Annotated in this window: 32 protein-coding genes; 12 read left to right on the top strand and 20 right to left on the bottom strand. The window is 64.0% G+C overall.

The window, feature by feature from the left end; genetic code table 11:
- Positions 1 to 61: 61 nt before the first annotated feature.
- The 9 genes from ROE7235_RS11710 to ROE7235_RS11670 form a co-directional block, all read right to left on the bottom strand.
- On the bottom strand, positions 62 to 433 hold the full coding sequence (locus tag ROE7235_RS11710; protein ID WP_245963943.1) for an EamA family transporter: 372 nt from the start codon (positions 431 to 433) through the stop codon (positions 62 to 64).
- A gap of 1 nt (position 434) precedes the next feature.
- A complete protein-coding gene (locus ROE7235_RS11705; protein WP_085880872.1) occupies positions 435 to 1,214 on the bottom strand; it encodes a hypothetical protein in 780 nt (259 codons plus the stop codon).
- A complete protein-coding gene (locus ROE7235_RS11700) occupies positions 1,211 to 2,140 on the bottom strand; it encodes a cation diffusion facilitator family transporter (RefSeq protein ID WP_121095722.1) in 930 nt (309 codons plus the stop codon). Before ROE7235_RS11700 ends, ROE7235_RS11705 begins: the two co-directional genes overlap by 4 nt.
- Before the next feature lie 17 nt (positions 2,141 to 2,157).
- Entirely contained in the window at positions 2,158 to 4,488 is a 2,331-nt protein-coding gene (locus ROE7235_RS11695; protein WP_085880874.1) for a heavy metal translocating P-type ATPase, read from the bottom strand.
- A gap of 60 nt (positions 4,489 to 4,548) precedes the next feature.
- Positions 4,549 to 5,868: an APC family permease gene (locus ROE7235_RS11690; RefSeq protein WP_085880875.1), complete on the bottom strand. Its 1,320-nt coding sequence runs from the start codon at positions 5,866 to 5,868 to the stop codon at positions 4,549 to 4,551.
- Positions 5,865 to 6,590 (bottom strand): TVP38/TMEM64 family protein, encoded by a 726-nt coding sequence (locus ROE7235_RS11685; protein ID WP_234992370.1) that lies wholly within the window; start codon positions 6,588 to 6,590, stop codon positions 5,865 to 5,867. Before ROE7235_RS11685 ends, ROE7235_RS11690 begins: the two co-directional genes overlap by 4 nt.
- A gap of 1 nt (position 6,591) precedes the next feature.
- Entirely contained in the window at positions 6,592 to 7,065 is a 474-nt protein-coding gene (locus ROE7235_RS11680; RefSeq protein ID WP_085880876.1) for a rhodanese-like domain-containing protein, read from the bottom strand.
- Positions 7,066 to 7,079: 14 nt separating this feature from the next.
- A complete protein-coding gene (locus tag ROE7235_RS11675) occupies positions 7,080 to 7,466 on the bottom strand; it encodes a DUF302 domain-containing protein (protein WP_085880877.1) in 387 nt (128 codons plus the stop codon).
- 75 nt (positions 7,467 to 7,541) lie between these two features.
- The gene (locus tag ROE7235_RS11670) at positions 7,542 to 8,171 is read right to left on the bottom strand and encodes an EF-hand domain-containing protein (RefSeq protein ID WP_085880878.1); all 630 of its coding nucleotides are present in this window, start codon (positions 8,169 to 8,171) and stop codon (positions 7,542 to 7,544) included.
- 170 nt (positions 8,172 to 8,341) lie between these two features.
- On the opposite strand from ROE7235_RS11670, the gene ROE7235_RS11665 reads away from it, so the two are divergent.
- The 3 genes from ROE7235_RS11665 (at position 8,342) to ROE7235_RS11655 (ending at position 10,804) form a co-directional block, all read left to right on the top strand.
- Positions 8,342 to 9,064, top strand: a complete 723-nt coding sequence (locus ROE7235_RS11665) for a response regulator (RefSeq protein ID WP_085880879.1) — start codon at positions 8,342 to 8,344, stop codon at positions 9,062 to 9,064.
- Positions 9,061 to 10,482 carry an ATP-binding protein gene (locus ROE7235_RS11660; protein ID WP_085880880.1) on the top strand — a complete coding sequence of 474 codons (1,422 nt, stop codon included), beginning with the start codon at positions 9,061 to 9,063 and terminating at the stop codon, positions 10,480 to 10,482. The genes ROE7235_RS11665 and ROE7235_RS11660 overlap by 4 nt, the downstream gene beginning before the upstream one ends.
- 97 nt (positions 10,483 to 10,579) lie before the next feature.
- Entirely contained in the window at positions 10,580 to 10,804 is a 225-nt protein-coding gene (locus ROE7235_RS11655; RefSeq protein WP_245963942.1) for an SHOCT domain-containing protein, read from the top strand.
- A gap of 106 nt (positions 10,805 to 10,910) precedes the next feature.
- On the opposite strand, the gene ROE7235_RS11650 is transcribed toward ROE7235_RS11655, so the two are convergent.
- The 3 genes from ROE7235_RS11650 to ROE7235_RS11635 form a co-directional block, all read right to left on the bottom strand.
- The gene (locus ROE7235_RS11650; protein ID WP_085880881.1) at positions 10,911 to 13,037 is read right to left on the bottom strand and encodes a protein-disulfide reductase DsbD family protein; all 2,127 of its coding nucleotides are present in this window, start codon (positions 13,035 to 13,037) and stop codon (positions 10,911 to 10,913) included.
- A complete protein-coding gene (locus tag ROE7235_RS11645) occupies positions 13,031 to 13,801 on the bottom strand; it encodes a DsbA family protein (protein WP_085880882.1) in 771 nt (256 codons plus the stop codon). Before ROE7235_RS11645 ends, ROE7235_RS11650 begins: the two co-directional genes overlap by 7 nt.
- Positions 13,802 to 14,056: 255 nt before the next feature.
- Entirely contained in the window at positions 14,057 to 14,359 is a 303-nt protein-coding gene (locus tag ROE7235_RS11635) for a DUF2933 domain-containing protein (protein ID WP_121095727.1), read from the bottom strand.
- Positions 14,360 to 14,563: 204 nt separating this feature from the next.
- Between ROE7235_RS11635 and ROE7235_RS11630 the strand changes: the two genes are divergently transcribed.
- From ROE7235_RS11630 to ROE7235_RS11595, 8 genes are all read left to right on the top strand, one after another.
- Complete coding sequence (locus tag ROE7235_RS11630; RefSeq protein ID WP_085880884.1) at positions 14,564 to 15,028, top strand: cytochrome c; 465 nt, start codon at positions 14,564 to 14,566, stop codon at positions 15,026 to 15,028.
- Positions 15,028 to 15,414, top strand: coding sequence for a hypothetical protein (locus ROE7235_RS11625; RefSeq protein ID WP_121095720.1), 387 nt, complete (start codon positions 15,028 to 15,030; stop codon positions 15,412 to 15,414). The genes ROE7235_RS11630 and ROE7235_RS11625 overlap by 1 nt, the downstream gene beginning before the upstream one ends.
- An 11-nt stretch (positions 15,415 to 15,425) precedes the next feature.
- Positions 15,426 to 15,938, top strand: coding sequence for a cupredoxin domain-containing protein (locus ROE7235_RS11620; protein WP_121095726.1), 513 nt, complete (start codon positions 15,426 to 15,428; stop codon positions 15,936 to 15,938).
- A gap of 65 nt (positions 15,939 to 16,003) precedes the next feature.
- On the top strand, positions 16,004 to 17,398 hold the full coding sequence (locus ROE7235_RS11615) for a multicopper oxidase family protein (RefSeq protein WP_085880895.1): 1,395 nt from the start codon (positions 16,004 to 16,006) through the stop codon (positions 17,396 to 17,398).
- A gap of 101 nt (positions 17,399 to 17,499) precedes the next feature.
- Entirely contained in the window at positions 17,500 to 17,892 is a 393-nt protein-coding gene (locus ROE7235_RS11610; RefSeq protein WP_234992374.1) for a c-type cytochrome, read from the top strand.
- A gap of 1 nt (position 17,893) precedes the next feature.
- Positions 17,894 to 18,625, top strand: a complete 732-nt coding sequence (locus ROE7235_RS11605) for a DsbA family protein (RefSeq protein WP_085880887.1) — start codon at positions 17,894 to 17,896, stop codon at positions 18,623 to 18,625.
- Complete coding sequence (locus tag ROE7235_RS11600; RefSeq protein ID WP_085880888.1) at positions 18,622 to 19,308, top strand: L,D-transpeptidase; 687 nt, start codon at positions 18,622 to 18,624, stop codon at positions 19,306 to 19,308. The genes ROE7235_RS11605 and ROE7235_RS11600 overlap by 4 nt, the downstream gene beginning before the upstream one ends.
- A 59-nt stretch (positions 19,309 to 19,367) precedes the next feature.
- On the top strand, positions 19,368 to 19,628 hold the full coding sequence (locus ROE7235_RS11595) for a hypothetical protein (protein ID WP_121095725.1): 261 nt from the start codon (positions 19,368 to 19,370) through the stop codon (positions 19,626 to 19,628).
- Positions 19,629 to 20,031: 403 nt separating this feature from the next.
- Here ROE7235_RS11595 and ROE7235_RS11590 read toward each other — a convergent pair whose 3' ends face one another.
- The 5 genes from ROE7235_RS11590 to rpsF all read right to left on the bottom strand — a co-directional run bounded on the left by ROE7235_RS11590 (position 20,032) and on the right by rpsF (position 23,056).
- The gene (locus ROE7235_RS11590; RefSeq protein ID WP_121095719.1) at positions 20,032 to 21,078 is read right to left on the bottom strand and encodes a YeeE/YedE family protein; all 1,047 of its coding nucleotides are present in this window, start codon (positions 21,076 to 21,078) and stop codon (positions 20,032 to 20,034) included.
- Between the two features lie 131 nt (positions 21,079 to 21,209).
- Positions 21,210 to 21,578 carry an ArsR/SmtB family transcription factor gene (locus ROE7235_RS11585; RefSeq protein WP_183073494.1) on the bottom strand — a complete coding sequence of 123 codons (369 nt, stop codon included), beginning with the start codon at positions 21,576 to 21,578 and terminating at the stop codon, positions 21,210 to 21,212.
- Positions 21,579 to 21,830: 252 nt separating this feature from the next.
- A complete protein-coding gene (gene rplI, locus ROE7235_RS11580; protein ID WP_121095718.1) occupies positions 21,831 to 22,448 on the bottom strand; it encodes a 50S ribosomal protein L9 in 618 nt (205 codons plus the stop codon).
- A 12-nt stretch (positions 22,449 to 22,460) separates the two neighbouring features.
- Complete coding sequence (gene rpsR / locus ROE7235_RS11575) at positions 22,461 to 22,688, bottom strand: 30S ribosomal protein S18 (protein WP_121095717.1); 228 nt, start codon at positions 22,686 to 22,688, stop codon at positions 22,461 to 22,463.
- A 14-nt stretch (positions 22,689 to 22,702) separates the two neighbouring features.
- Complete coding sequence (gene rpsF / locus ROE7235_RS11570) at positions 22,703 to 23,056, bottom strand: 30S ribosomal protein S6 (RefSeq protein ID WP_121095716.1); 354 nt, start codon at positions 23,054 to 23,056, stop codon at positions 22,703 to 22,705.
- 239 nt (positions 23,057 to 23,295) lie between these two features.
- Here rpsF and ROE7235_RS11565 point away from each other — a divergent pair, with 239 nt between their 5' ends.
- Positions 23,296 to 23,865, top strand: coding sequence for a biotin transporter BioY (locus ROE7235_RS11565; RefSeq protein WP_121095715.1), 570 nt, complete (start codon positions 23,296 to 23,298; stop codon positions 23,863 to 23,865).
- A gap of 43 nt (positions 23,866 to 23,908) precedes the next feature.
- Here ROE7235_RS11565 and ROE7235_RS11560 read toward each other — a convergent pair whose 3' ends face one another.
- The 3 genes from ROE7235_RS11560 to ROE7235_RS20135 all read right to left on the bottom strand — a co-directional run bounded on the left by ROE7235_RS11560 (position 23,909) and on the right by ROE7235_RS20135 (position 26,000).
- Positions 23,909 to 24,319 carry a DUF1284 domain-containing protein gene (locus ROE7235_RS11560; RefSeq protein WP_121095714.1) on the bottom strand — a complete coding sequence of 137 codons (411 nt, stop codon included), beginning with the start codon at positions 24,317 to 24,319 and terminating at the stop codon, positions 23,909 to 23,911.
- Positions 24,316 to 25,770 carry an amidophosphoribosyltransferase gene (purF, locus tag ROE7235_RS11555; RefSeq protein ID WP_121095713.1) on the bottom strand — a complete coding sequence of 485 codons (1,455 nt, stop codon included), beginning with the start codon at positions 25,768 to 25,770 and terminating at the stop codon, positions 24,316 to 24,318. Before purF ends, ROE7235_RS11560 begins: the two co-directional genes overlap by 4 nt.
- Positions 25,771 to 25,844: 74 nt before the next feature.
- Positions 25,845 to 26,000 carry an RSP_7527 family protein gene (locus ROE7235_RS20135; RefSeq protein ID WP_183073493.1) on the bottom strand — a complete coding sequence of 52 codons (156 nt, stop codon included), beginning with the start codon at positions 25,998 to 26,000 and terminating at the stop codon, positions 25,845 to 25,847.
- Positions 26,001 to 26,119 lie beyond the last annotated feature (119 nt).

Genomic DNA, 26,119 nt, shown 5'->3' with positions numbered 1-26,119 from the left:
CTGCGGCCTGCGCGCCTTGGCACACGTCAGCTATCTGGAGAGCACCCGCGCCAAGGCGCAGCTAAACCGCGACCAAGCTGATCAATTTTACACCGGGAACTTGGCCAATTTTGCTCCGGGATTGACAGAACGGGGCGACGCTCCAGAACACCACGGCATTCGCGATCGGCACGAGCGTCATGGCATAGTTGAAAACGCTGATTTGAGCGGCGATGAGCGCCCCGATAATGACCGTGTCCTTCACGTTGCCGCGGGGAAACCTTAGAGGTCGCCCGGTCGTTTGCGGGATGGACAGTGCCAGGAACGCGGCGGCAAAGCTCAGCGCGTAGAAGTTCAGCGTCTGGATCGGGATCGCATCCCCGGTCAGCTTGACGAAGACGCCGATTGTCGCCTCGGAGGCGGTGATCAAGGCGAGCAGAAGAAAGATGCGCATGTTACGTTTTCCGAGCGTGTGGAGAGCTCCCGCGCCCTTGCGAACGCGCCGCCCAGCACATGTCGCACATGGTGTCCCCGTGCGACAGTGTCCGGCGGCGGCGATAATGGCTGCGCTTTCCGTCTCCGGCGATCAGATCCGCACCCGGCCAGTCGTAGGTGCACCAACTCTGGCGGAATGCTTCGAGCGTGTCGGGGTCGTCCTCGGTCTCGGCCACCCGGCGCACGAAGCTCTGTGGCGGGCAGCATGTGAAATGTGTGAGGATGTCGTCGCCGTCGCGCCAAGTCTCCACCGCATAGCCGGGCGCCCCCGGGGCATGGAACGGGAAAACGAGGAGTGCGCGGATTGTCCAACGCAGCCGCCGCCCCGGATCGCGCGTCACCAGGCGGGCGGGCAGCGAACTCAGCCGCAGCATCCGGCGATAGACGTCCCATCCGAGATCGGCCACCACGCGGTGCGCTGTCTTGGGCGTCACGCCGAGATGGCGCAAGCTGCGGTCGGCGGCTGTGCTCCACGCGGCCAGTTCGACCATCACCGCGTTGCCAAAGCCGGGGAGCGCGTCCAAATCCGCCTGCGACCGCAGGCGGCATACCTCGCCGTCCATCGCCTTGAGGAACCGGTCGATCTCGGGATCGAGCCAGCGGGTCTGCGTGCCGTCCGAATATGTCAGGAGATTGTTGGCCAGCCCTCTGCGGGCGGCCTGTCTGATGACGCGCCGGATGATCCGCCGCGCAAGTCTAAGCCGAATCGATGGCGCCGATTGGGTCGCAGGACCGTTCATGTCGCCGTCCTTTCGGCGGTCGGCGTACGGGTGATGTCGATCGTTTCGGCGCCGCTTTCATCGAGACAACGGTCCTCGACCTGCAAGGTCACGAAGAAGAAGCCGAAGCGGTCACGCAGCATCCCGTATGCAGCCTTTAGCACTTCCTGTGGGTCGGCGCCCTCTTGCACGCGCAGGTGACCGGAAAATACGTGCTTCCCGCTGGTCAGCGCCCAGGCGTGAACGTGGTGGGCGTAGGCCACGCCGCCGAGGGCTTCGAGCCTACGCGTGACCTCCGGAAGGCTGACATCGGCCGGCGTGCCCTCCATCAAAAGATGCATGGAGTCGCGCAGGATACCCCAGCTTGCCCAGAGCAGCACGAAGCCGAACGCCATGCCGAGGATCGGGTCGATGAGCAGGAAGCCTGTGAACTTGATCACCAATGCGGTGACGATGATCAGCAGGCTGCCGACGAAGGTCTGGATGATATGCCAGAGCGCGCCCTTCACGTTGAGGTCGCTCTTGCTCTGCTTCCAGATCAGTCCCAGCGATATGAACTCGGTCACCAGCCCGCCGGCAGCGGCCAGCAGCATCGGGCCGGTCGGCAACGCGATCGGGTCCGACAGGCGCATGGCCGCCATCACGATGACGACCAGGGCCATGCCGAGCAGGAAGCCGCCGTTGACCAGCGCACCGATGATTTCGGCGCGATACCAGCCGAAGCTGCGGTCCTCGTCGGCGGGACGCCGGGCCAGACGCGCGGCGACGATGGCCACAAGCACGCCGCCGACGGCGGAGAAGGTGTGGAACGCGTCCGAGATCACCGCGATCGACCCGGTCCAGAGGCCGATGCCCATCTCGATCACGAAGTAAACCCCCGTCAGCCAGGCGGAGATCGCCATTCCGCGGCCGCTCGACGGCATGTGCCCGTGATGCCCGTTGGCCATGGATGTTCTCCTTTCGATCAGAGCCGGACGCGGCGAAGCCGCAGCGCGTTCGAGATCACCGAGACCGACGAGAGGCTCATCGCCGCCGCGGCGATCATCGGTGACAGCAGCAGCCCCACGACCGGATAGAGGACCCCGGCGGCGATCGGCACGCCCGCCGCGTTATAGGCGAAGGCGAAGAACAGGTTCTGCCGGATGTTGCGCAGCGTCGCCACGGCCAGCTTGCGCGCCCGCACGAGCCCCACCAGATCGCCGCGCATCAGCGTGATGCCGGCGCTTTCCACCGCCACGTCGGCGCCCGTGCTCATGGCGATGCCCACGTCCGCCGCCGCCAGCGCCGGGGCGTCGTTCACCCCGTCGCCGGCCATCGCCACCGACGCGCCCTTGGCGCGCAGTTCCTCGACCAGCTTCTGCTTATCTTCGGGCAGAACCCCGGCGCGCACCTCGTCGATGCCGAGTTGCCGCGCGACAGCCTCGGCCGTGCGCTGGTTGTCGCCGGTCGCCATGATGATGGTCAGACCGAGCGCATGCAGATCGCGGATCGCCCCTTCGGTGCTTTGCTTGATCGGATCGGCCACGGCGACGATCCCGGCCAGCGCGCCATCGACGGCCACGAACATCGCTGTCTTGCCATCCGCGCGGAGCGTGTCGGCCCGCGCCTCGGCTTTTCCGGTCTCAAGGCCGAAATCCTGCATCATCGCCGGGTTGCCGAGCGCCACGCGGCGTCCATCGACGGTGCCGCGCACGCCCTTGCCTGTTACCGCTTCGAAATCGGCCGCGCTGCCGGGCGACAGACCGCGATCCCGCGCGCCCGCGACAATCGCCTCGGCGAGCGGGTGCTCGGAGCCGCGCTCCAACGCAGCGGCAAGGCCCAGCACCTCCGCCTCGTCGCCCTGCAGCGCCACGACATCGGTGAGCGTGGGCTTGCCCTCGGTCAACGTGCCGGTCTTGTCCACGATCACGGTATCGACGCGAGCCATGCGTTCCAGCGCCTCGGCGTCCTTGATCAGCACGCCCGCTTGTGCGCCGCGTCCTGCGGCGGTTGTGATCGAGATCGGCGTTGCGAGGCCGAGAGCACAGGGACAGGCGATGATCAGGACAGAGACGGCCGAGGCGATGGCGAAGGCCAGCGCCGGTTCGGGACCGAAGGCAAGCCAGGCGAAGAACGCCGCGATGGCCACCGCGACGACCGTCGGTACGAAGATCGACGAGACCCGGTCGGCCAACCCCTGGATTGGCGCGCGGGAGCGCCGGGCGCCGGCGACCATCTCGACGATCTGGGCCAGCACGGTGTCAGCTCCGACCTGCGTCGCCCGGATCGCCAGCGTCCCGTTCTTGTTGATCGTGCCGCCCGTGACCCGGTCGCCCTCGGTCTTCTCCACGGGTACAGGTTCGCCCGTAATCATGCTTTCGTCGACGGAGGACCGGCCCTCGACCACCTCGCCATCGACCGGCACGCTGTCGCCTGGTCGCACACGCAGCATGTCGCCTTCTACGATGTTCTCGAGCGGCGCATCGTATTCCGAGCCGTCCGGCAGGATGCGGCGCGCGGTCTTGGGCGCGAGATCCATCAGCGCGCGGATCGCGTCGCCGGTGCGTTCCCGCGCGCGAAGCTCCAGCACCTGACCCACGAAGACCAGTGCGACGATCACGACAGCTGCTTCGAAATAAGTGCCGACCCCATCGCCCATGCGATACTGCTCGGGAAAAACGCCGGGCGCGAATGTGGCGAAGAGCGAGTAGATATAGGCCGCTCCGACGCCCAACGAGATCAGCGTCCACATGTTGGGCGACAGGTTGCGGAAAGAGTCGATGCCGCGCCTGAAGAACGGAAGCGCCGCCCAGAGGATGACGGGCGTGGCGAGGACGAACTCGACGTAGACCGACAGTTGATGCCCAAGCCAGTCGCGGACCGGCAGGCCGACCAGTTCGCCCATCGTGAGGATGACCAGTGGCACGGCCGCCGCCGCGCTGATCCACATTCGGCGGGTGAAGTCCGTCAGCTCCTCGCTGGGCTCGTCCGATGGCACCATCGGCTCCAGCGCCATGCCGCAGATCGGGCAGCTTCCGGGTTCGTCGCGCACGATCTCGGGGTGCATGGGGCAGGTGTACTGGACGTCCGCGGGGGCGGCCTTCTTCTTCCCTGCGGCGCGGCCCGACGCGTAGTGCCACGGGTCGGCCTTGAACTTGGTCTGGCATTTCTCGGAGCAGAAATGGAAGGTCTCGCCCCGGAACTCCGCGTGCCGCCCGTCCGGCTTGACCGCGACACTCATCCCGCAGACCGGGTCCTTCGCCGTCTCGGTTCCTGCGGGTATGTCGGACGCCGCGTGATGATGATCGTGGTCCATGCTGTGCGCACCTTTCTGGTTCGGTCGCAGTGTCACGCCTCCAGCGACTGGAAGCTCAAGTCACTTTTGATGGTGGTCGGGATGGCCTTCTGTGATCGGATTGCGCGCAAGAAAGACCAGCTCGAACAGGAACACCAACGCCATGCCGGTCGCGCCAAGTACGACGATCAACGGATCGGACTGCCACTTCATCGCGGCGAAGGCGGCCAGCACCACCATGTCGAGCACGATCGCCGTCAGCAGCACCCAGCCGCGCGCGCCGATCTCCCGGCGGAGATGCCGGAACACGCCCAAGTGAACGATGATGTCCATCACCAGGTAGAAGAAGACGCCCAGCGACGCGATCCGGCCGAGGTCGAAAAACACGGTCAGCGCCGAGCCGATGACGACGGTGTAGATCAGCATGTGGCGCTGGATCCCGCCCGACATGCCGAAATGGCTGTGAGGGATCATCTTCATGTCGGTCAGCATAGCCAGCATGCGCGACACCGCAAAGATGCTCGCCAGCAGCCCCGAAGCAGTTGCCACCGCCGCGAGAAGCACCGTGAGCAGGAACCCCGCCTGCCCGAGCGCGGGTTCGGCCGCCTCGGCCAGGGAATAGTCGCGCGCTTCGATGATACGGTCGATGGTCAGGCTCGACCCGACACCGAAGGCGACCAGCAGGTATACGACGACGCAGAGCGTGATCGAGATCGTGATCGCCCGGCCCACATTGTGGTGCGGGTCAGTGATCTCGGCGCCGCTGTTGGTGATCGTGGTAAAGCCCTTGAAGGCCAGAATGGCCAGCGCCACGGAGGCGACAAAGCCGGTCGCGGTGAACTCGTGGCCGACCTCGGAGGCGGCGGAAAAGCCGACGCCGCTCGACCACAGGGCCGCAATTCCGAAGATCGCGATGCCGCCGATCTTGATCAAGGCCATCACCAGCGAGAAGAGCCCGACCGACCGGTTGCCGGCAACGTTCACGAAGAAGGCAAACAGGATCACTGCGACGGCGATGACCGGTACCAGCGGCCCCTCCGTGATGTCGAAGGGTCGCAGAACATAGGTCGCGAAGGTTCGCGCCACGAGACTCTCGGCGATCACCATCGACAGCGCCATCAGCATCGCGGCGCCCGCCGCGATCGCCGTCGGCCCGTAGGCTTTCGTCAGGATCATCCCGATGCCGCCCGCGGACGGAAAGGCGTTCGACATCTTGGCGTAGGTGTAGGCGCTGAACGCGGTCACGATTGCACCGACGATAAAAGACAGCGGGAAGAGCGGCCCGGCAAGCTCGGCGATCTGCCCGGTCAGCGCGAAGATGCCCGCGCCGATCATGACCCCGGTGCCCATGGCCACTGCGCCGGGCAAGGTGATGCTGTTTTTCCGATATTCGGAACTCATGACACGTCTTCCTTTTGATCGGTTTCAGGTGCGTCGGCATTCCCGGGTGTGCCACGGCGGAGCGCGAGGACGACCAGGGGAACCGCCGTCGCGAGCCCGAGCCCGAGCACGACCCATTCGGCACTGCCAAAATCGCCGTCCATCGCGGCGCTGCCGAAATGCGCCAGCAGGAAGCTGGCCGGCAGGATCCCGGCCATCGTTGCCAGACCGAAGCGCCAGAAATGAAGACGGCTCAGCCCGGCCGTATAGCTCATCGCGTCGAAGGACACGAAGGGCAGAAGACGGCTGACGAACACGGTGAGCGTCAGCGCGTTCTGCGAGCCAAGCAGCCCGTAATCGGCCTTGTCACCCAGGAGGCGCTCGACCGGTCCTCGCCCAAGCCTGCGCGCGATCAGGAATGCCATTATCGCCCCGATTTCCGCCCCAAGCGCAACATACACCATGCCCGCATAGTGGCCGTAGGCCGCCCCGGATGCGAGCGCGATCGGCGCGCTTGGGATGGGGCTTGCGACGACCGCAGCGGTCATGAGAGCGATCACCGCAAGCGGCCCCCACGACCCGGCCGACGCCACCCATGCCTCGATCGTTGTCCGGTCGATGGCGCCGGGCAACCAATCCATGGCCCAGGCGAGGATCAGGAGCGCCACGAAAGCGGCCGCGATCCAGAACCCGGCCCGATGCAGCCAGGCGTCCCGAACCGATCTGGTGCGCGCGCCCGGCATCTCAGCGAAGATCGTCGGGCAGCGACGCGAGGGCTGTGTCGAGTGGAACGACGGGCAAGCCCGCGGCCAGCCAGCCGGGGCCGCGCGGCGATCCGAGCATGCCCTCGGAGACGTTGGCAAAGCCCGCGTGGCCAGACCGGGTCAGGGTGTCCAGCAGCGCCGCGGACCGGCCTCCGGTCGCGCAGATCAGTCCAGCCTCGCGCGCGCCGGCCAGGACTTTCGCGGCGAAGAGCCGTTCCGCGAACCCGTCTTCATGCATGCTGATCGGCCAGACCCCGGCGCCGACACCGGTTTCCTGCCATTCCGCGCGCGATCTGACATCGATCACGCGCGCGGTGTCGCCAAGAAGCGCGTCATGTGCCTCTTTTGCCGACCAGATCGCTCGACTCTGCGCCAGAGCGCGAGACGCCGCGAGCCAAAGTGGCGCTGCGGACAGGCCGAGAAGGACGAGGCGCCGGTCAAGAAAGCGTGTCATGGTCGCCACTGTCCTCAGGCCGCTTCCACAGCGCGCACGAGCATGTCGCGGACCTCGCCGGCCACCTTGTGCAACGCGGCATTGTCCACTGCCTGCATGGAGGCGACCGGGTCGATGGCGCTGACCTCCGTACCACCCTCGACGCTGCGCAGGATGACATTGCAGGGCAGCATCGCGCCGATCCGCGGCTCGAGGCCCATGGCTTCCCAGGCCATGTTAGGATTGCAGGCGCCAAGGATCTTGTAGCCATCCATGTCCTTGTCGATCTTCTTCTTCATCGTCGCCTTGACGTCGATCTCGGTCAGAACGCCGAAGCCTGCCTCCGTCAGCGCCGCGCGTACGCGGGCCTCCGCGTCGTCGATGTCGGAGCCCACCATCACCCGATCGTGCGTATATGCCATTCTGTCCGTCCTTCCATGGTTGAGGCCCAGTCCCGCTCGATGCGGAACCGGGCAAGGGGTGGCGGAAAGGTGGGCTCAGTTATTTCCCATGCGACCCTCGCCGGGTGTCCCCATCATGCCGCCGTCGCCCTGCATGCCGCCGTTCGGGCCGGGCATCATGCCGTCGCGCATCGTCTTCATACGCTCCATCATGTCAGCCGGCTTGACGATCTCTGCCACCGACACCGCGCCGTCGCCATCGTCGTCGAGGAACTGGAAGCGGTCTACCATGGTTTCGCGAATGAGCGCGCTGTGGAGGGTCTCGAATTCTGCGAGCGACAGCGTTTCGTCGCCATCGGCGTCATATTCCGCCAGCAGGGCCTGCAGTCCTTCGTGGGCCTCCTGCGATGTCACCGTGCCATCGCCATCCGCGTCGAATCGCTCCATTCCCATGCCCATCAGCGACGCTCCGCCGCCCATCATGCCCATGCCCGACATGCGGCCACCGGCGTCCATCATGGCCATGCCGCCCAAGGGACCGCTGCTCCCCATCATCTGGGCGTGCATCCGCATCATCGTCTGCATCATGTCATGGTTGCCGGCGCCGGGACCTTGCGCTCCCGGCGCGCCCTGACCGCCATGCCCATGATCGCCCGCGGCCAGCGCGGCCCCGCCCATAGACATCAGAATGGCGGTCGCCACCGCGAGTTTCGCTCCAGTTTTCATGTCCGTATCCTTTCTCGTGTGAAATGCCTAACCGACATGGGAAAGTAATAAAGAACGCCAAGGCTGCGTCATTTCCGATTTTGTATCCGTTCGTCGCAACGCGGGTGCCTGATACAAAGCGCTACAATCGCGGTGCTGACCCTGTGTCGCCACCCTGCCAAATGATAAGGATGAATAGCTTGCCGCATATCCTGGTTGTCGACGATCACCGCCAGATACGGGATTCGGTCACGCGATTCCTGGAACGCAATGGCATGCGGGCGACGGCGGCGAAGGATGCCCGAGACATGGACGAGAAGCTCGCGAAAGGACACTACGACCTGATGGTGCTCGACGTCATGATGCCGGGCGAGGACGGGCTTTCGATCTGCAAACGTCTATCGGCCGAGAAACGGCTTCCGATCATCATGCTGACTGCGCTCGGGCAGGATCAGGACCGTATCGTGGGTCTGGAGATCGGCGCGGACGACTACCTCCCGAAACCGTTCAACCCGCGCGAGCTGCTCGCACGGATCAAGGCGGTACTGCGCCGCGCACCCGAGGAGATGAGCGAGGCCGGGGCACTTTCGGGGCGCATCCTGCGGTTCGGCGGGCTGGCTCTCGATACCGACGCCCATGTCATTACCGACCGGGACGGCAATCGCGTGCAACTGACGACGGCGGATTTCCGGCTCTTGACGGTCCTTCTGGCGCGTCCGCGCACCGTCCTGAGCCGCGAACAGCTTCTCGATCTCACGGCGGGGCGCGCGGCGGGCCCGCTCGACCGCACGATCGACAACCAGATCAGTCGGCTGCGGCGCAAGATCGAGACGGACGCGTTGCGCCCGACGCTCATCACGACCGTCCGGAGCCACGGCTACAGTCTGAACGCGGATGTCGAGGTGATCGCGTGACCCGGCCGCGCATCGGCAGCCTGCGCGCGCAGCTCGTGATCCTCATTCTTGGGGCATTGGCCATCGCGCAGGCGGTGAGCCTGTGGCTCTTCGCGGACGAACGCAGCCTGGCCGTTCGCGCCGCCCTTGGCTTCGAGGCGGCGGGGCGCGCCGCCAATGTCGTGCGCCTGTTGGAAGAAGCGCCGCCCGATCTTTCCGCGTCTATCGTGCGGGCGGCGAATTCGCCGCTGGTGCGGTTCGACCTTGCGCCCGCCCCGAGCGTCACCGCGCCTGACCATCATCACGCAGCCTATATCGAAACGCGCGTCCGCGCATTGCTTGGCGACGGCTTCAGTCGCGACATCCGCGTTAACCTCAGAGAAACCGGCGTCCCGCTTCATCCGATCCCGAACCTGTCGCCGCAAATGGCTCGGATGCATCAGGAGATGATGCGTGGCAGGATGCAGGCGGTCGAGATGACCCTGTCCATCGCGCTGGCCGGCGGCCAATGGCTGAACGTCGCCACGCGGTTCGAGCGCCCGCCTTTGCAATGGCCTCTTTCCTCTTTCCTGACCTTCGGACTGACAGCCGCGCTCATCCTCGTCGCGGTATTCTGGTTCGTGATGACCCGCCTGACCGGGCCCCTACGGGATCTTTCGCGCGCCGCCGAGGATCTGGGTCGCGGTGACGCGGTTGATCCGCTGCCGGTCGCCGGCCCCGAGGAGGTGCGGGACCTCACCCGCGCGTTCAACCGCATGCAGGAACGGCTGACGCGCTTTGTCGCGGATCGCACCCGCATTCTCGCTGCGGTCAGCCATGATCTGCGCTCGCCTCTCACGGCGATGCGGTTCGATGCTGAACTGGTCGAGGACGAGGAGACCCGCGAAAGCCTGATCGCCTCCATCGACGAGATGCAGACCATGGCCGAGGCCACCCTGACATTCGCCGAAGGACTGGCGGGCCACGAACCCTCGGAGGTCGTCGACGTGCGCGACTGGCTGGAGACACTGGCAGACGACAAGGTCACGCCGTTCGCGCTGACTGGTGGCCCGTCGATGACGGTGCGCATTCGCCCGCTCGCCCTGCGCAGGGCCGTTCGGAACCTGGCGGAGAACGCCATCCGTTACGGTGGCAGCGCGACGGTCGGCTGGGGCCGCGCGGGCGACGATCTGGTGATCGAGGTCACCGATCACGGCCCCGGAATCCCCGAGGAAGAGCTCGAGGAGGTTTTCGCGCCGTTTCACCGCCTGGAAGCGTCCCGCTCGCTCGAAACCGGGGGACACGGGCTGGGCCTTGCCATCGCGCGGGCAATCGTGCGCGGACACGGCGGCGACATCCGGCTCGAAAACCGTGCCGAAGGCGGACTGAAGGCTTCGATCTTCATCCCGCTGTCGGAGGACGCACCCATCAACGACGAGAGACAACGGAAGGAGACTTGAAATGAGACAAACGGCACTTTTGGCAATTACCGGTCTTGCGGCGCCGACACTGGCCGCCGCGGACCCCGGGGAAAACTGGCAGGAAGGATATGGTCACATGATGTGGGGCGGCGGCCACGGAATATTCGGCGGGCTGATGATGATTCTGTTCTGGGGTATCGTCATCGCCCTGATCGTCTTTGCAGTGAAATGGTTCAACGACAACCAGGGCGGCGGCAATCGCGGAAAGCGCGATGCGCTCGAGATCCTGCGCGAACGCTTTGCTTCGGGCGAGATCGACGAGAAAGAGTTCGACAGCCGGCGAAAGGCGCTGGAAAAGTGAGGCGGGCACCCCCCGGCCGTTCTCGCCGAAGCGGCACAAGGCCGGGGCCATTGCCATGCCATGAATTGCGACAGCCACGTCTTGGAACGGGCGCGGCAGCGCCCCATCAGGGTTGTGCGGCGATGGCCCTTTCGTCCCCCGCGGCATCATCGAGCGCCGCCATGACCGCGTCCGGGGTCAGCAGTTCCGGCAGGACAATCCCGTCCGGTGCGGCGGGGCCATAGACCGCGTTGAACGGAATTCCGTAGCGGTTGAAGCTCTCCAGATAGCGCGAAATCGCCGGATCGGGTCGGGTCCAGTCGGCCTGCATAAGGATGATCGCGTCTGCTGCAAGCGTCAAGACGACAGGGTCGCGGTCGAGCACGAGCGCCTTGTTCGCCTTGCAGGTCAGGCACCAGTCGGCCGTGACATCCACGAACACGACCTCGCCCCTTGAGACGCGGCGCGCGATCTCCGCCCGGTCGAAGGCGATCCAGTCGGTGACCTCCGCCGAGTGCGCGCGGGGCGCCGATGTGTCGGCCAGATACGCAGCCCCGAAGAGCATGATCCCCAAGATAGGCAACGCAAGCCCGGCGCGGATCGCGCCCCGGAGCCACGGCAGCGACAACAGCAGAACGAGGCCCGCCGTCATCCCGACGACCGCGAGCATCGTGGTCGTGCCGGCCACGCCCTGCAGCACCCAGACAAGCCAAGCCGCGGTGACTGCCAGAAGAAGGCCCAGCACCACGCGCAGCGCGATCATCCAGCGCCCTGGCCTTGGCAGGTGGCGGACCAGGCCCGGCCGTCCGGCGACGAGAAAATAGGGAGCCGCGAGCCCCAGACCAAGGAAGGTGAAGACCAGCGCGATGTCGGTGCTTCGTCCGGCCAGCGCGAAGGCAATGGCCGTCCCGAGAAAGGGCGCCGAGCAGGGCGTGGCCAGCAGTGCAGCGAAGGCCCCGGTCAGGAAATCGCCCACATGCCCCCCAGCGCGCCCGGCCCGGGCAAGCCGGGTTTGCAGACCGGCGGGCAGCGCGATCTCGAAGGCGCCCGCAAGGTTCGCAGCGAAAACGGCAAGGATGCCGATCATCAGCGCGAGGAACACCGGGTTCTGGAATTGCAGGCCCCAGCCGACCGTGACCCCTGCCTGCCGCAACGCAAAAAGGACCGCGGCGAGGCCCCACATGAAGACCATGACCCCCGCGGCCGAGGCAAGGAATCCCCATCGCACGGTCGCGCGACCGGCCCCCTCAAGTTTCATGGCCGAGGACAGCTTGATCGACAGCACCGGCAGCACGCAGGGCATGACGTTCAGGATCAATCCACCGAGAAAGGCTGTCAGCGCGATCCAGCCCATGCTGGAAATCGGCACTGCCGCGCGTGCTTCGCTGTAGGGCGGCGGCGGTGCCGTGGCCAGCATTTCCGGCGTCACGGTAGCGGCCCAGCCACCGGTATCGGTCGCGGTGAGCGAAGGCACAGCAGTTAGGGCATCGTGCGCCGAAAGGATGGGCAGGCGCGCCCAGAGCAGGCGGCCATTCTCGCCCAGTCTGATGTCAGGCGCCCCGAGGGAGGTACCTTCTCCCAGTTCCGGGAACACATCCGGCGTCTGGAAGGGCGAGGACCGCCGCAGCGTCACTGTCAGCGCAGTTGCGTCGGCATCGACATGCGCGGTGGCGGACCGGACGCCCCCGGGTTCCGCCTCGACCGGGACGCGGCCCGCGTAATCGGCGATGCGCGCAGCGCTCTCCGTATCGATCGATGCGCCGCGGGGCAGGTCCAGCGTCAGGGTGAAATCCTGCGGCACGCAGACGTCGGAACAGGTCAGCAGCGTCACCGAGGCGGATAGCCGCGCGGGCTGGCCGGGCTGTTCCAGCGCGATGCGCAGCGGGAAGATCACTCCGTCATGATAGCCGAAATTCTCGATGCCGAAGGCCGTGAAGCGTTCGGGCGCGGGCCACTGAAATTCGACATCGGCCACGTTGCGCGACCCGGTCCAGTCGATCACCGGCGGGAAACCCACCTCGCCGGGTGTGCGCCAATAGGTCTTCCAGCCCTCGCCAAGGTCCAGCGCCAGCCCGGCAGAAATCGTCCCCGAGCCGCGCGCGACGCCATTCTCCGCCGTGATGAGCTGTGCGCTGAGTGCCGGTGTCGTCACCTGCTCCGAAGTTGCTGCGGAGGCTGCCGGAACCCAGATCGCAAAAAACAAGGCGCTCATCGCGAGCGCGGGAATGGCCTTTTTGATCAATGTTCTCAGCATATTCTACGCCAGCCCTCGCCGCGCTCGATCTCAATCAATCGGCGCAATACGCCTTCCGCAATCTCACCCTGGATGACCGTTCCGCCGACGACCATAGCCGGTGTCCCGATGAAACCGAAAACCCGCGCGAGAGCTCTGCTGATCATGAGTTCGTCGACGACCTCATCGCTCTGCATATCGTCGATCAGCCGGTTGCCATCTATTCCGATACTGTCTGACAATCGAAGCAGATAGTCGCGCGTCGGCTGGAATGGCGTTGTCCACAGAGCTTCCTGAAACGCGACGTAGGCGCCTTGTCGCTTGGCTGCCAACGCCGCTTTCGCCGCACGGTCAGACCCTTCCCCGAGAAGCGGCAGCTCGTGCCAGGAAACCCGGACAGCACTATCGCGTTCTTCGGCAAGATCCGCGAGGCGCCTCATTTGTACGCGACAATACGGGCAATAATAATCTGAAAACGAAGCGATTGGCACGATGGAGGAATCCTCGGGCGCCTCGGCGTAAAGTGCTTTGCAAAGGTCCGCTTCGACCTCGGCGACGGTCGCCGGCCTCGGTCCATCTTCCTTCGCCTCAAGGCCGACAAATGGGTCGAAGGCGCCAGATGACGAACTTCCGCCGGATATCCGCCGGAAGCCCTCCGGGCTCGCCAAAGGCTCGAACTTGGGCGTCCCCGAAAAACGATCCAAGAGCGAGGAAAGCGTCTGGAATCCAACAACAACGCCTGCAGCGACGCCGAGAAATGCAAGTGTGGAACGTCTTGATGTCATTGCAATTCTTGCGAGTTACTTGCGAGAGAATCGAACGCATAGCCGACCCTCCCGCCTTCGCAGGCGAGGGTGACGAAACCGTCGGTGCCGGTCCGGACCGCGCGGCACCCATCCGGAAGTGCCAAAGCCGCACCGCGCGTGGACAGCGTTGCGTCAGGACCCGCGCATTGCTGTATGGCCGTTCCGCAACCGGCCAGCGCAAGAAGTGCAGCCAAGGCCAGTTTCGGACGCAGTCCGTAACCCGCTGCTCCCGTGTCAGCGCGCGGCATCGACAGGACCGATCGCCGTCGGGCCCCGATCCTGTTCGGTGTCCTGCTGGCGGGTGTCCGCTTCGCTGTCATGACAGGATTTTCCCATCATGCGATGCATCACGACATGCGCGCCAAGGCACAGCGCCAACGGGGCCAGAAGGCCAAGATTGCTTGCAAGCCCGCCGAGCGTCCCGCCTGCCAGAAGAAACGCGCCGAGCGGCAAGAGCATCACGGCACAACAGGCCAGCATGCCGAGCTTCATGCCACCACCACCCGATAGCAGATTTCGTGGGTTCCAAGTCATCATGTGCGCCTTATTCATCGACAAGTCGAACGATAGCGGCCCCTACCGGGCAAATGTCAAGGATACATTCGGATACAAAAATCAGCGGCTCGTCGGATTGTCAGTTCAGGTCCAGCCGATAGAACGAATGCTCAATATCGGGCGGTCCGGGTGCGTCGCAATTCGGCGGCAAGGTGATGTGCACCAAGCAGGTTGAGGGCAGGGAACATGGACAAACTCGGGCTTTTTTTCGGTGGGGTTCTTGCCGCCGGTCTGGGTGTGGTGATCTGGCAGTCAATGCAACGGGCCGAGGAACAGACAGGATCAATGGCCCACCCGAATCCAACTGCGTTAAGCGCCCTGGCCGAGGGCGCGCCGATCGTCGAGGTCCGGCTTCCAGAGCAATTGTCGCCCGAGGCAACGATTGGCCAGCGCGCCTTCGAGGCCAAATGCGCTGAATGCCATGGGGCGAACGCGGCCGGTCAGAATGGCGTCGCGCCGCCCCTGATCCATCGCACATACGAGCCGAGCCATCATTCCGACGAAGCCTTTCAGATGGCGGTTCGGAACGGCGTGCGCGCGCATCACTGGCCCTTCGGCAACATGCCCCCGGTCGAGGGTCTGACCCGCGCCGACGTCCAGTATATCGTGCGCTATGTCCGTGAAGTGCAGCGCGAGAATGGAATCAATTGATGCAGGTGCGGTCGTTTCTCGGCGCGCGCGGATGTTTTGTCGCGATGTTCATGATCGCGCTCGCCGTCCTTGCCAATCCAGCGCCCGGCCCTGCCGACACACCGGATGCGCGTTTCGACATCGCCGTGGTCTGGGACAACCACAGCGCGGGTGCCAGACACGCAGCGCACGATGGCGCGGTCGACCGCTCCTGCCACCCCGACCCGACTTGTTCACCTGCCGCCATTCTCATGACCCGGCCGATATTCGAGGCACAAGGATTCCAGGCCACGCGTCATCCGATCGCGGGAACGACAATACGCGGGAGAAATGCGCCCGTCGATCTTCCGCCCCCGCGACCTTGGGCCGTATCACGACCATATACCCCGAAATACCCCCAGACATGAGAGACCAAGATATGATCAAGACACTTCTGACCGGCACCGCCCTTGCGGCCGGCCTTGCCGTTTCCACTGCGGTTGCCAGCCCTGGACATGGAGACGGCATCGGCGAACCTGGCGATGCCGCACAGGTTGACCGCACCATCACGGTCGAAATGGACGAGATGAACTTCAGCCCAGAGACGATCGAGGTTGCACCCGGTGAGACGGTTCGCTTCGAAGTAGTGAATGTTGGTCGCGCCGTGCACGAGTTCAACATCGGCACGAGCGAGACCTGGAATGGCCACCTTGGCGAAATGCGTACCATGATGCGTGAAGCTATGATGACGATGCGCAGCATCAATCATGACCGGATGATGGAGGCCGGGATGATGCATGACGACGCCAACAGCGTCCTGCTGGCGCCGAGAGATACGGGCGAAGTCATTTGGACGTTTCCCGAAGGCGGCGAGATCGGGTTCGCCTGCAACGTGCCGGGCCACCGCGAGGCCGGCATGGAGGGCGATTTCCGGATGGGACACGACTCCTGACGCACGAACGACCGGTGGCGGGCGAGATCGTCGCCCGCCCCGACACTTTTCCGGAGATCCTGGCCATGCCGACACGACGCGCCTTCATCGGACAGACCGCCGCCGTTCTGGCCCTGGCGGTGAGCGGTCGGCATGTGTCTGCCGCCTCTCACGCGCCCGCGACCCTGACAGCGCGGAAGGTCTCGGTGCAGCTCGCCCCCGACGGCTATCCGGCGACATCCATCTGGGGCTACGAAGGCCGCGCGCCTGGCCCAACGATCCGGGTGCTTCAGGGCGAGCGGGTGCAGCGGCGGCTGGTCAACGACCTGCCCGAGCCGACCTCGGTCCACTGGCACGGGATCCGCATCGACAATGCGATGGACGGTGTCTCGGGTCTGACGCAAGAGGCCGTCGCGCCGGGTGAGGCCTTCGACTATGATTTCGTGGCGCCCGATGCCGGGACCTACTGGTATCACGCGCATAACAGGTCCTGGGTGCAGGTCGCCCGCGGCCTTCACGGACCGCTGATCGTGGAAGAGGCCACGCCGCCCGAGGTGGATCGCGAGGAAATCCTCGTGCTCGACGACTGGCTTCTCGATCCGGAAACGGCACTGATCGACGACAGCTTCGACCAGCCGATGATGATGAGCCATGGTGGCCGGATCGGGAACCTGATCACCACCAATGGGCGTTTCGGTCTGTCAATCCCGGTTGCGCGCCATATGCGCCTGCGCCTGCGGCTCATCAACGCGTCGAATGCGCGGATCTTTCCGTTGCAGCTTGCCGGTTTGCGGGGCTGGACGGTCGCGCTCGACGGCATGCCGCTTGCCGCGCCCGAACCGCTGCAGGACGTCCTTGTTCTCGCCCCGGCGCAACGCGCCGATCTGATCGTCGATGTGACGGCCGAAGCGGGCGAGACTGCGCATCTCGTCCGGATCGGCAATGACGACCGACCCGCCTCGCAGGTTGCGTTCCCCGTCTCGGGCAGCTCCGCGCAGACACCGCGCGCGGCACCTGCACCTCTGCCGCCCAATCCCGGCGTCGGCATCCGGTCGCTGACCGATGCCCGACCATTGCGTCTCGTGATGTCTGGTGGCGCCATGGGCCGGATGGACAGCGCATTTCTTGGCGGAGAGCGCATGGGCTTTCGCGAACTCGCGGCGCGGGGACGGTTCTGGGCCTTCAACGAGATGGCCGAGATGACGCAGGCCCCGCTGGCCGATCTTTCCCGTGGTGAGCCGGTGCGGCTTGAGATCGTCAACGAGACCGTCTTTCCCCACGCCATGCATCTGCACGGGATGCACTTCCGAGAAATCCGCGAGGGCAGACCCGTCGGCCCCATGCGCGACACGGCTCTGGTGGCCGCGCAGGAGACCCGCGAGATCGGCTTTGTCGCGGACAATCCGGGCGACTGGCTGTTTCATTGCCACATGCTCAGCCATGCGGAAAGCGGGATGATGACATGGGTGCGGGTGACATGACGCGGAGGGCTCTCATTGTCGGTGCCGCGGCACTCCTGCTTGCCGGCGTGGGGGCGTGGTTGGCCCTGCGCGACGCGCCGCAGGCCACCCTCGATCCCACTATGCCGGTGATGCCGGTCACTGTGGATATTGCGCAGGGAGAGACGCTTTATGCCGAAAGCTGCGCCGCCTGCCACGGCGCCAATCTCGAAGGGCAGCCGGATTGGCGAACCCCCGATGCGGATGGACGTCTGCCCGCGCCGCCTCACGATAAAACCGGCCACACGTGGCACCATCCCGACCGGGTCCTGTTTCAATATACGAAGCTTGGTGGACGGGAAGCCCTGGCGCGGCAAGGGGTGGAGTTCGACAGCGGCATGCCCGCCTTCGGTGATGTCCTGACCGACCGCGAGATCTGGAACATACTCGCCTACATCCAGTCGACATGGCCCGAGCGCGCCCGCGCCACGCAGGCCGAACGCACGGCCGCAGATATGGCCAACGGAGGAACCTGATATGAGAAGAATCATTTCAATGATCGTGGTGGCGCTTTCGCTGGCGCTGCCATTTCAGGCGGCGGCCCAGGACCTGTCAGAGGACAGGGTGCGCGAACTGGTCCTGGAAACCATCCGGGAGAACCCCGAGATCGTGATGGAGGCCATCGCGATCTTGGAATCCCGGCAGGCCGAGGCTCAGGCTGCGTCGCAGGCCGAAGTGCTCGCCCGGGAACGCGACACGCTGGAACGCGATCCCAATGCGCCGGTTCTGGGCAATCCGGAAGGCGACGTCACGGTGGTGGAGTTCTTCGACTACAACTGCCCCTATTGCCGTCGCGCCAAGCCCGAGATCGAAGCCCTGCTCGAGGCCGATGCGAACGTTCGGCTCGTCTATCGCGAATGGCCGATCCTCGGCGAGGGGTCAGTGTTTGCTGCCCGCGCCGCGCTGGCGGCGCGCGAACAGGGGCTCTACGAGGAATTCCATTGGGCGATGATGGGCATGAACGGTCGCGCGGAGGAATCCTCCGTCCTCCAGATTGCGGAAGACATCGGTCTCGACATCGCGCAATTGCGTCGCGACATGGAAGCACAGGAGATCGACGCGCACATCCAGACATCGATGCGCCTGGCGCAGGCCCTCGGCATCACGGGCACGCCATCTTTCGTGATCGGCGACGCCCTTGTTCCCGGTGTCTTGGATGCGGAGCAGTTGCGAACGCTTGTCTCCGATGCACGGGAACCGGAACAATGATTGCGCTTGGGAAAAAGGGCCTGACGCGGCGCCATTTCATCGTGACCGCATCCGCCCTGTTCTCGCCGCCCGTCGCGGGGCCGCTTCTGGCCGATACCTGGCCGAGCGAGGCGCAGAAGAGCGCTTGGGATGCCGAGGTGACACCGCCCTTCTTCGACCTGGAGACGTCCAATCCCTGGGGCCTCGATCCGCGTTTTCTTCCGCAACGAGTCGTGGCCCGTGCTGGCCTTGTTCCGGGGAACATCCATGTGGATGCGATTGCGCGCTACCTCTATCACATCGAGGACGGCGGGACGGCTATGCGCTATGGCGTGGCCATCGCACGCGGCAACCTCTACGAGCCCGGCACCTACACGATCCGGCGCAAGGTCCGTTGGCCGCACTGGACGCCGACGCGCTCGATGATCGAGCGGGATCCGGAACTGTATGCGGATGTCGAAGACGGCATGGAGCCGGGCCCTGAAAATCCGCTTGGGTCTCGGGCCTTGTATCTCTACGTCGGCGAACGGGACACCTACCTGCGCATTCACGGCTCGCCGGAGCCCCGCTCCATCGGGGGCCGTGCGAGTTCGGGCTGTGTGAGGATGGTCAATGCCCATATGATCGCGCTCTACCCGCTGGTCGAAACCGGCGTGACAGCGTATCTGCATCCGCCGGAAGACTACGTGAGCGCACAGAGTTGAGTACCGAATTCGGGGCGCCCGAGAGCAGCCGGCGAACCCACCGCGCGAAAGGACCGGACTTGGGACGAAAATTTTTCAACAGCTTTGTGTTGCCGGCCATTCTGAGCGGATGCACCGCCGTCGTCGGCACCGAGGACACGGAGCCCGGTACCATTCCCGAACAGGTTGCTGCCTTGGCAGCCCCTTACCAGAATGTCTCGACGGCGCGCCTTTTGCCGCGCGACGGATGTTACTGGTATCTTCACCAGGGGCCGGTCGAACCAACCCTATTGCCGCTCAGAACCATCGACGGGCGACCGATCTGCTCTGCGCGAGAGTAGAAAGCGGCGTCATGGTTGAAATCAAATTTCCCGGTCGACTCTCAACCTACAGACCGCGCGGCGCGGCGTTGCGACAGCTCGCGACAGAGCGCTTCCCTCGTGACGCCGAATTCGGCGGCCAGGCCGAGCGACGATTGATGGGAGAAGCGCAAGACGCAATTCTAGAATAAGTGAAAACAATGGCTTAGGGTGGAGAACGTCCGATCCCGGTCGCGTTCCCTCCGCCACCATGTCTTGCGAACTGCAATTGAGTGCCCAGTATGGCTCGGAGTTTGTGGTAGTTATTGATGGCTTTGTAGACTGGGTCCAGCGACTATGCCTATGCTTGGCGGCGGCGCGGCAACATTATTTTGAAACATCGGTTAGGTCTAAGCCTGTTTTTCATTGGCCCCGCGTGGCATGGTCAGACCGATTGAAAACCGCGCAGCAATTGGCGCAGTCCGATCAGCGCACCCACTACAATGCTCAGGAACACAACCGGCGCGGAATAGGACAGGGTGGCCATGGCAGACGCGCCTTGCCCGACCGAGCAGCCCATCGCGATGACGCCGCCGACGCCCATCATGCTCGCCCCTGCGACCTGACGACCCAATTCGCGCGGGTCTTCGCAGGCTTCCCAACGGAAGCGACGCCGCCATGCGGCGGCGAATGCGGCCCCGACGACCACGCCGACAACAGAGCCGACGGCGAAATTCAGGCCGCCAGCGCTGGCGGTCATCAGATACAGGATTGCGCGCCCCAATGGCACGGTAAAGGTAAACCCCTCGACCGGAACCGCGTTCAGCGTGGCGCGGTGTAGCACCGAGGTGGCTATGAAAGCGCCGGCAATCGCCAGTCCGACCAGAACCGACCATCCGATTGCGCTGCGGTTACCGCGCAGGTCGGGGTGGCGGATGGCAAGCCCGATCAGCGCTATCCCGACAGGTGCGGCAAAGACCAGCGACGGCAGGTCGGTCAGCCGCGAGAATGCGTGCCCGAACCCTTGGGGAAGGGCGGCCTCGACCTCTGGGAACAGCGCGACGCGCAAGGGGGACAGGGGGCCGGCCAATGTGATAAACCCAGCAATCGCCATGATCATCACGATCAGAAAAGATCGCAAATCGCCACCGCCCAGCCGTACAAGCGCGCCGAACCCGCAATTTCCCGCAAGCGCCATGCCGTATCCAAAGACCAACCCGCCAAAAACGGCGGCGAAGGGGTTGAACGCAATTTGGTGGTAGGGACTTTGCGTTATGTCTGCCAGCCCAAGAGCTTCGGCGGCAAACAGAACAAGAATGGCCACGCCCAACACAACGCCCCAGATACGCGCGCGTCGCTGGTCCCCGCCATAGGCCGCGCTTTCAATCGCGCCCAAGGTGCAGAAATCACCCATTCGTGCGGCAAAACCAAGCAAGGTGCCAATGAACAGACCAGCGCTACCGGCCAACACGGGTGCGGATAACTCCCACATGAGGTTCCTCCAACGGGTCGGGCCGCCGATGCCGACCCGCCATGCAGCAAACTATACCGAAAGCCCGATGCAGCGTCACGGGAAAATCAGGACGGCAGTGGGGCGCGGGTTGCGCGGCACCAGACTGCGGATCAGGACTGTGCTTGTGCGCAGAACATGTCATAAACCAGCGCGATAAGCCGTTCGGCTTTCTGGTCATGAAGCGCGTAATAGATGGTTTTGCCTTCCCGGCGGCAGGTGACAATCCCTTCCAGCCGCAACCGCGCCAGTTGCTGGCTGACGGCGGCCTGTCGCGATTGCAGCAGGGTTTCCAACTCGCTCACGGATTTTTCGCCGGTCGAAAGGTGACACAGGATCATCAGACGCCCTTCATGCGCCAGCGCTTTCAGAAAGGCTGACGCGGCCTGCGCCTGATCCAGCATGTCGGTCGGTGCAAGAGCGCCGCACTGAGTTGCATCCGAAGCGTTGTCCTGCGCCAGTTCCAAGCTTTGCGTATCCATGGCAGCACTACCTTCCTCATAATTCCGTCGCGGGCGGCGCGACGGTAGTCGGCACGGTCAGTTTCAGTTGTATGAATATGTAGGGCGCGAACTGGGTATGAACAACCCCGTGGCCGCTGAATAAGGCCGTCTGTTTCCGGCAAAGCACATGCAACGGGAAATCTGCCCGAAAATGCGGCTTGCGCGGGAACGCAAATGAATACACCCGCCAGGTTGCTGGCGGGTGTATAGAGGTCGATAGACTGGATGCGATCAGGCGTCGCGGGGGTCTTCGCTGTTGCCTTGACCGCGCGGGTCGTCGTCATCGTCCATGCCGGCACTGCCGATTTCGTCGAACAGTTCCGAGATTTCGAATTCGGCGGCAGCTTCTTCTTCGGCGGCCAGCTCCTGAATGGACTTGCCGGATGCCTGCAATTCGGCTTCCTCGGTCGAGCGGGCGACGTTCAGGCGGATTTCTGCATCCACTTCGGGGTGCAGGTTCAGCGTGATCGTGTGCAGGCCAAGGATCTTGATCGGCTGGCCGATCACGATCTGGCGACGCTCGATGGTGACATCGGCTTCGGCCAGCAGGTCGGCCACGTCGCGGGTGCTGACAGAGCCATACAGCGCGCCCGCATCCGATGCCTGACGGATCACGACATAGGTCGTGCCATCCAGACGTTCGGCCACAGCCTGCGCTTCTTTCTTGGTTTCAAGGTTCTGCGCTTCCAGATCGGCCTTGCGGGCTTCAAAGGATTTGACGTTGTCGTCAGAGGCGCGCAGCGCCTTGCCCTGCGGCAGAAGGAAGTTGCGGGCGTATCCGGGCTTGACGTTGACGACATCGCCCATCTGGCCAAGCTTGGCCACGCGTTCCAGTAGGATAACTTGCATGTTCTGTTCTCCTTACTTCACAGCGTAGGGCAGAAGCGCAAGGAAACGGGCGCGCTTGATGGCGCGGGCCAGTTCGCGTTGCTTCTTGGCCGACACGGCGGTGATACGCGAGGGCACGATCTTGCCACGCTCGGAAATATAGCGTTGCAGCAGACGCGTGTCCTTGTAGTCGATCTTGGTTGCATTGTCGCCCGAGAAGGGGCAGACCTTGCGGCGGCGGAAAAACGGTTTTGTAGCCATGGTTCAGCTCTCCTTCAAGATGCGCGGCGGCGCGGTTCGCGCTCGTCACGTTTCTGCATCTGGGCCGAGGGGCCCTCTTCATGCGCGTCGACCTTCACGGTCAGCACACGCATGACATCATCATGCAGGCGCATCAGGCGTTCCATCTCCTGCACCGCGGGTGCCGGGGCGTCGGAACGCAGAAAGGCGTAGTGGCCCTTGCGGTTCTTGTTGATCTTGTAGGACATGGTTTTCACGCCCCAATATTCGTGATCAACCAGTGTCCCGCCATTATCGGCCAGAACCGTGCCGAAATGTTCGATAAGCGCTTCAGCTTGCGTGTTCGACAGATCCTGACGCGCGATCATGACATGCTCGTATAGCGGCATGCGATCTCCATTCTTATACGGGGCGCATTTCAAAAAGCAGGGCAATGACCTTTCCGCCCCTGCCTACGAGAGCTGCGCCGGTGAACCCTTTGCGGAAAGATGTGTCCCCTTAGCGGCAAACGGGGCAGGGTGCAAGCACGGGCGTCCTTGGGCGCGCAAACAAATGCACGCGCTCTTGTCAGCGCGGCATGTCTGTCGCATAAGTGGCGCAAGAATGTTTCGCAAAAAAGGGGGCTTTCATGGCTCATACTCCTCTGATGACAAGCTTGGGCGCGGATAGCTCGCTGGCCCGCAAAGTGGCCATGGTCGTTTTCGGCTCTGTGCTGGTCGGCATGTCCGCGCAGGTCAGCGTTCCGATGTTCCCGGTCCCGATGACGCTGCAAACGCTGGCCATCATGCTGATTGGCCTGACCTACGGGTCGCGTTTGGCGGGGGCCACGCTTGTGGCATACCTTGCGCAAGGGGCCGTGGGCTTTCCGGTTTTTGCCGGAGGTGCTGCGGGCTTGGTGCCGCTGATGGGGCCGACCGGCGGCTTCCTGTTCGGCTTTGTCGCCATGGCGTTCGCCATGGGCTGGTTGGTAGAGCGTGGGTTTGACCGTGGCTTTGGTCTGTTTGCAGCCGCACTGATCGCAACCGCACTGCTGTTCGTGCCGGGCATTGCATGGCTGACCGCCGTCACGCCGCTGAACCTGCAAGGCGCGTTCATGGCCGGGGCTGCACCTTTCCTGCTGGGCGAACTGGTCAAGGTAGCTGTCGCGGCTTTGATCGTTTCGGGTGCCTTCAAAGCCCTGAAAGATCGCGTGAAGTAATCACGCCAAATCTTTGAAAAGGCGGGCTTTTGGCCCGCCTTTTTTATGCGCGGTCGAAGTGAAGACGCGCGAGCGCATCCTCGCACAGACCCAATTCCAACCACGCGCAGCCCGCACAAAGCGTTTGCAGATCGCCGGGTGCAACATGTGCCCGAATGCGCGCCTGCGCGTCGTCCCATGTCAGGCTGTCCCCATCGTCCAACCGCAAAGCCGCCGCATGGCGACTGTCCAACGCCGTGATCTTTGCGGATTTCTCGCAGCCCAAGCCGCGCTTGTGGGGGCAGGGGGCGCAGATCGCATCGGCCTGATGCGTCACTTGCAACATCAGATCGCCGCCACCCGGCCCGCGCAAGCGGTCGACGATCCTTGCCATGTTGGCGCTGAATTCCTCGGAATAGCCCTTGCCCTGAAACCCCAAGGCACACAGGAAATGATGCGGTCTGAACCGGATCATTCCGCCGCGTATTTGGGTTGGAACCCGCGTTCCAGCATGTCATGCGGGGCCACCGGGTATTCGCCCGAGAAACACGCATCGCAATATTGCGGGCAGGCATTGTCGCGGCCTTCGGCTTCGCCCGCGGCCCGGTATAGCCCGTTGAGCGAGACGAATTTCAGACTGTCCACCCCGATATGGTCGCGCATTTCATCTTCCGTCATGCGCGCGGCCAGCAGGTTTTCGCGGTCGGGCGTGTCCACCCCGTAAAAGCAGGGCCATGCCGTGGGCGGTGACGCGATGCGGAAATGCACCTCTTTCGCACCAGCCTCGATGATCATTTCCTTGATCTTCTGGCTGGTTGTGCCGCGCACCACCGAATCGTCAACCAGAATGATGCGCTTGCCGCGAATAAGCGCGCGGTTCACGTTCAGCTTCAGCCGCACGCCCATAGAGCGGATCTGCTGGCTCGGCTCGATAAAGGTGCGCCCCATATACTGATTGCGGGTAATTCCAAGCGCGAATTCGATGCCGGATTCCTGGCTGTAGCCGATGGCGGCAGGCGTGCCGCTATCGGGCACAGGGCAGACCAAGTCAGCCTCGACCGGCGCTTCGCGCGCCAGTTCCACCCCGATGCGGCGACGTGTTTCATACACGGACCGACCGCCGAAAAAACTGTCGGGGCGCGAGAAATAGACATGTTCGAACACGCAAAACCGCGATTTTTGCGGCGCGAAGGGGCGCATGCTTTCAACGCCCTTGTCACTGATGACAACCATCTCGCCCGGCTCAATCTCTCGCACGAAATCTGCGCCGATGATGTCGAGCGCGCAGGTTTCAGATGCCAGCGCCCAGCCATCATGCAGTTTGCCCAGTACCAGAGGACGCACGCCCAGCGGGTCGCGCACGCCGATCAGCTTGGTCCGGGTCATGGCCACGACCGAAAACGCGCCCTCGGCGCGGCGCAGCGCGTCTTTCATGCGCTCTGGAATGGTTTTCTGGAACGACCGCGCCATCAGGTGGATCAGGCATTCGCTGTCAGAGCTGGATTGAAAGATCGACCCGCGTTCGATCAGCTCACGCCGGATGGCGTCTGCGTTGGTGATGTTGCCATTATGCGCAATCGCAGCACCACCCATGGCAAATTCGCCAAAGAAGGGCTGCACATCGCGGATTTGCGTGGCCCCTTTGGACCCGGCGGTCGAATACCGCACATGGCCGATGCCGATGCGCCCCGGCAGGGTTTCGATCACGCCCTGTTTCGTGAAATTGTCACGAACTAGCCCGAACCTATGCGCAGATTGAAAGCCCGATTCGGGGTGATGCGTGATGATGCCGCCAGCTTCTTGTCCACGATGTTGCAGCGCGTGCAGGCCAAGAGCGACGAAACTTGCGGCATCTTCCACCCCGATACATCCAAATACGCCGCATTCTTCGCGGAGCTTGTCATCATCGAAAGGGTGGCTGAGCATGGGGGCAACTCGCGGCAGGCCAGAAGTTGCGCCCCGTCTAACGCATTGTGCTGGGGCTGTCACCTGTTTGTAGCTTAGCTTGCGGTGCGGCGGGTCGCGAACAGGCTGGCCAGACCATGCCAAGCGGCGGTCAACATCTCTGCCATAAATGCAGCGCGCAGCTGGCGCGCCTCACGCTCCAGCCGGGTCAGGTCGGCCATATCAACAGCGAAATCAGTGTGGTCTTGCATCTTTTGCTCCATGAAAAGCTTTACAGTGTTGCGCTGTATTTAGATGCCGCGCCGCAGCAATGCACCCGCCAGTTTCGCAATCCCGCCTTGCGCGCCCTGCAACGCTATCCGGTTATCAT

The sequence above is a fragment of the Roseinatronobacter ekhonensis genome (assembly GCF_900499075.1).
Classification (GTDB): domain Bacteria; phylum Pseudomonadota; class Alphaproteobacteria; order Rhodobacterales; family Rhodobacteraceae; genus Roseinatronobacter; species Roseinatronobacter ekhonensis.
The sequence above is the reverse complement of the archived record's forward strand: the minus strand, read 5'-3'. Positions and strand labels throughout refer to the sequence as shown.

Bases quoted from the DNA above. Each gene is read 5' to 3' on its own strand.
- ROE7235_RS11590 (WP_121095719.1), bottom strand. From the start codon at position 21,078: ATGTGGGAGTTATCCGCACCCGTGTTGGCCGGTAGCGCTGGTCTGTTC.
- ROE7235_RS11605 (WP_085880887.1), top strand. From the start codon at position 17,894: ATGAGAAGAATCATTTCAATGATCGTGGTGGCGCTTTCGCTGGCGCTG.
- ROE7235_RS11675 (WP_085880877.1), bottom strand. From the start codon at position 7,466: ATGGCATATACGCACGATCGGGTGATGGTGGGCTCCGACATCGACGAC.
- rpsR (WP_121095717.1), bottom strand. From the start codon at position 22,688: ATGGCTACAAAACCGTTTTTCCGCCGCCGCAAGGTCTGCCCCTTCTCG.
- ROE7235_RS11680 (WP_085880876.1), bottom strand. From the start codon at position 7,065: ATGACACGCTTTCTTGACCGGCGCCTCGTCCTTCTCGGCCTGTCCGCA.
- ROE7235_RS11670 (WP_085880878.1), bottom strand. From the start codon at position 8,171: ATGAAAACTGGAGCGAAACTCGCGGTGGCGACCGCCATTCTGATGTCT.
- ROE7235_RS11565 (WP_121095715.1), top strand. From the start codon at position 23,296: ATGGCTCATACTCCTCTGATGACAAGCTTGGGCGCGGATAGCTCGCTG.
- ROE7235_RS11645 (WP_085880882.1), bottom strand. From the start codon at position 13,801: ATGACATCAAGACGTTCCACACTTGCATTTCTCGGCGTCGCTGCAGGC.
- ROE7235_RS11585 (WP_183073494.1), bottom strand. From the start codon at position 21,578: ATGGATACGCAAAGCTTGGAACTGGCGCAGGACAACGCTTCGGATGCA.
- ROE7235_RS11625 (WP_121095720.1), top strand. From the start codon at position 15,028: ATGCAGGTGCGGTCGTTTCTCGGCGCGCGCGGATGTTTTGTCGCGATG.
- ROE7235_RS11615 (WP_085880895.1), top strand. From the start codon at position 16,004: ATGCCGACACGACGCGCCTTCATCGGACAGACCGCCGCCGTTCTGGCC.
- ROE7235_RS20135 (WP_183073493.1), bottom strand. From the start codon at position 26,000: ATGCAAGACCACACTGATTTCGCTGTTGATATGGCCGACCTGACCCGG.
- ROE7235_RS11630 (WP_085880884.1), top strand. From the start codon at position 14,564: ATGGACAAACTCGGGCTTTTTTTCGGTGGGGTTCTTGCCGCCGGTCTG.
- ROE7235_RS11685 (WP_234992370.1), bottom strand. From the start codon at position 6,590: ATGCCGGGCGCGCGCACCAGATCGGTTCGGGACGCCTGGCTGCATCGG.
- ROE7235_RS11635 (WP_121095727.1), bottom strand. From the start codon at position 14,359: ATGATGACTTGGAACCCACGAAATCTGCTATCGGGTGGTGGTGGCATG.
- purF (WP_121095713.1), bottom strand. From the start codon at position 25,770: ATGCTCAGCCACCCTTTCGATGATGACAAGCTCCGCGAAGAATGCGGC.
- ROE7235_RS11560 (WP_121095714.1), bottom strand. From the start codon at position 24,319: ATGATCCGGTTCAGACCGCATCATTTCCTGTGTGCCTTGGGGTTTCAG.
- ROE7235_RS11655 (WP_245963942.1), top strand. From the start codon at position 10,580: ATGATGTGGGGCGGCGGCCACGGAATATTCGGCGGGCTGATGATGATT.
- ROE7235_RS11650 (WP_085880881.1), bottom strand. From the start codon at position 13,037: ATGCTGAGAACATTGATCAAAAAGGCCATTCCCGCGCTCGCGATGAGC.
- ROE7235_RS11600 (WP_085880888.1), top strand. From the start codon at position 18,622: ATGATTGCGCTTGGGAAAAAGGGCCTGACGCGGCGCCATTTCATCGTG.
- ROE7235_RS11690 (WP_085880875.1), bottom strand. From the start codon at position 5,868: ATGAGTTCCGAATATCGGAAAAACAGCATCACCTTGCCCGGCGCAGTG.
- rpsF (WP_121095716.1), bottom strand. From the start codon at position 23,056: ATGCCGCTATACGAGCATGTCATGATCGCGCGTCAGGATCTGTCGAAC.
- rplI (WP_121095718.1), bottom strand. From the start codon at position 22,448: ATGCAAGTTATCCTACTGGAACGCGTGGCCAAGCTTGGCCAGATGGGC.
- ROE7235_RS11695 (WP_085880874.1), bottom strand. From the start codon at position 4,488: ATGGACCACGATCATCATCACGCGGCGTCCGACATACCCGCAGGAACC.
- ROE7235_RS11705 (WP_085880872.1), bottom strand. From the start codon at position 1,214: ATGAACGGTCCTGCGACCCAATCGGCGCCATCGATTCGGCTTAGACTT.
- ROE7235_RS11700 (WP_121095722.1), bottom strand. From the start codon at position 2,140: ATGGCCAACGGGCATCACGGGCACATGCCGTCGAGCGGCCGCGGAATG.
- ROE7235_RS11610 (WP_234992374.1), top strand. From the start codon at position 17,500: ATGCCGGTGATGCCGGTCACTGTGGATATTGCGCAGGGAGAGACGCTT.
- ROE7235_RS11710 (WP_245963943.1), bottom strand. From the start codon at position 433: ATGCGCATCTTTCTTCTGCTCGCCTTGATCACCGCCTCCGAGGCGACA.
- ROE7235_RS11665 (WP_085880879.1), top strand. From the start codon at position 8,342: ATGAATAGCTTGCCGCATATCCTGGTTGTCGACGATCACCGCCAGATA.
- ROE7235_RS11620 (WP_121095726.1), top strand. From the start codon at position 15,426: ATGATCAAGACACTTCTGACCGGCACCGCCCTTGCGGCCGGCCTTGCC.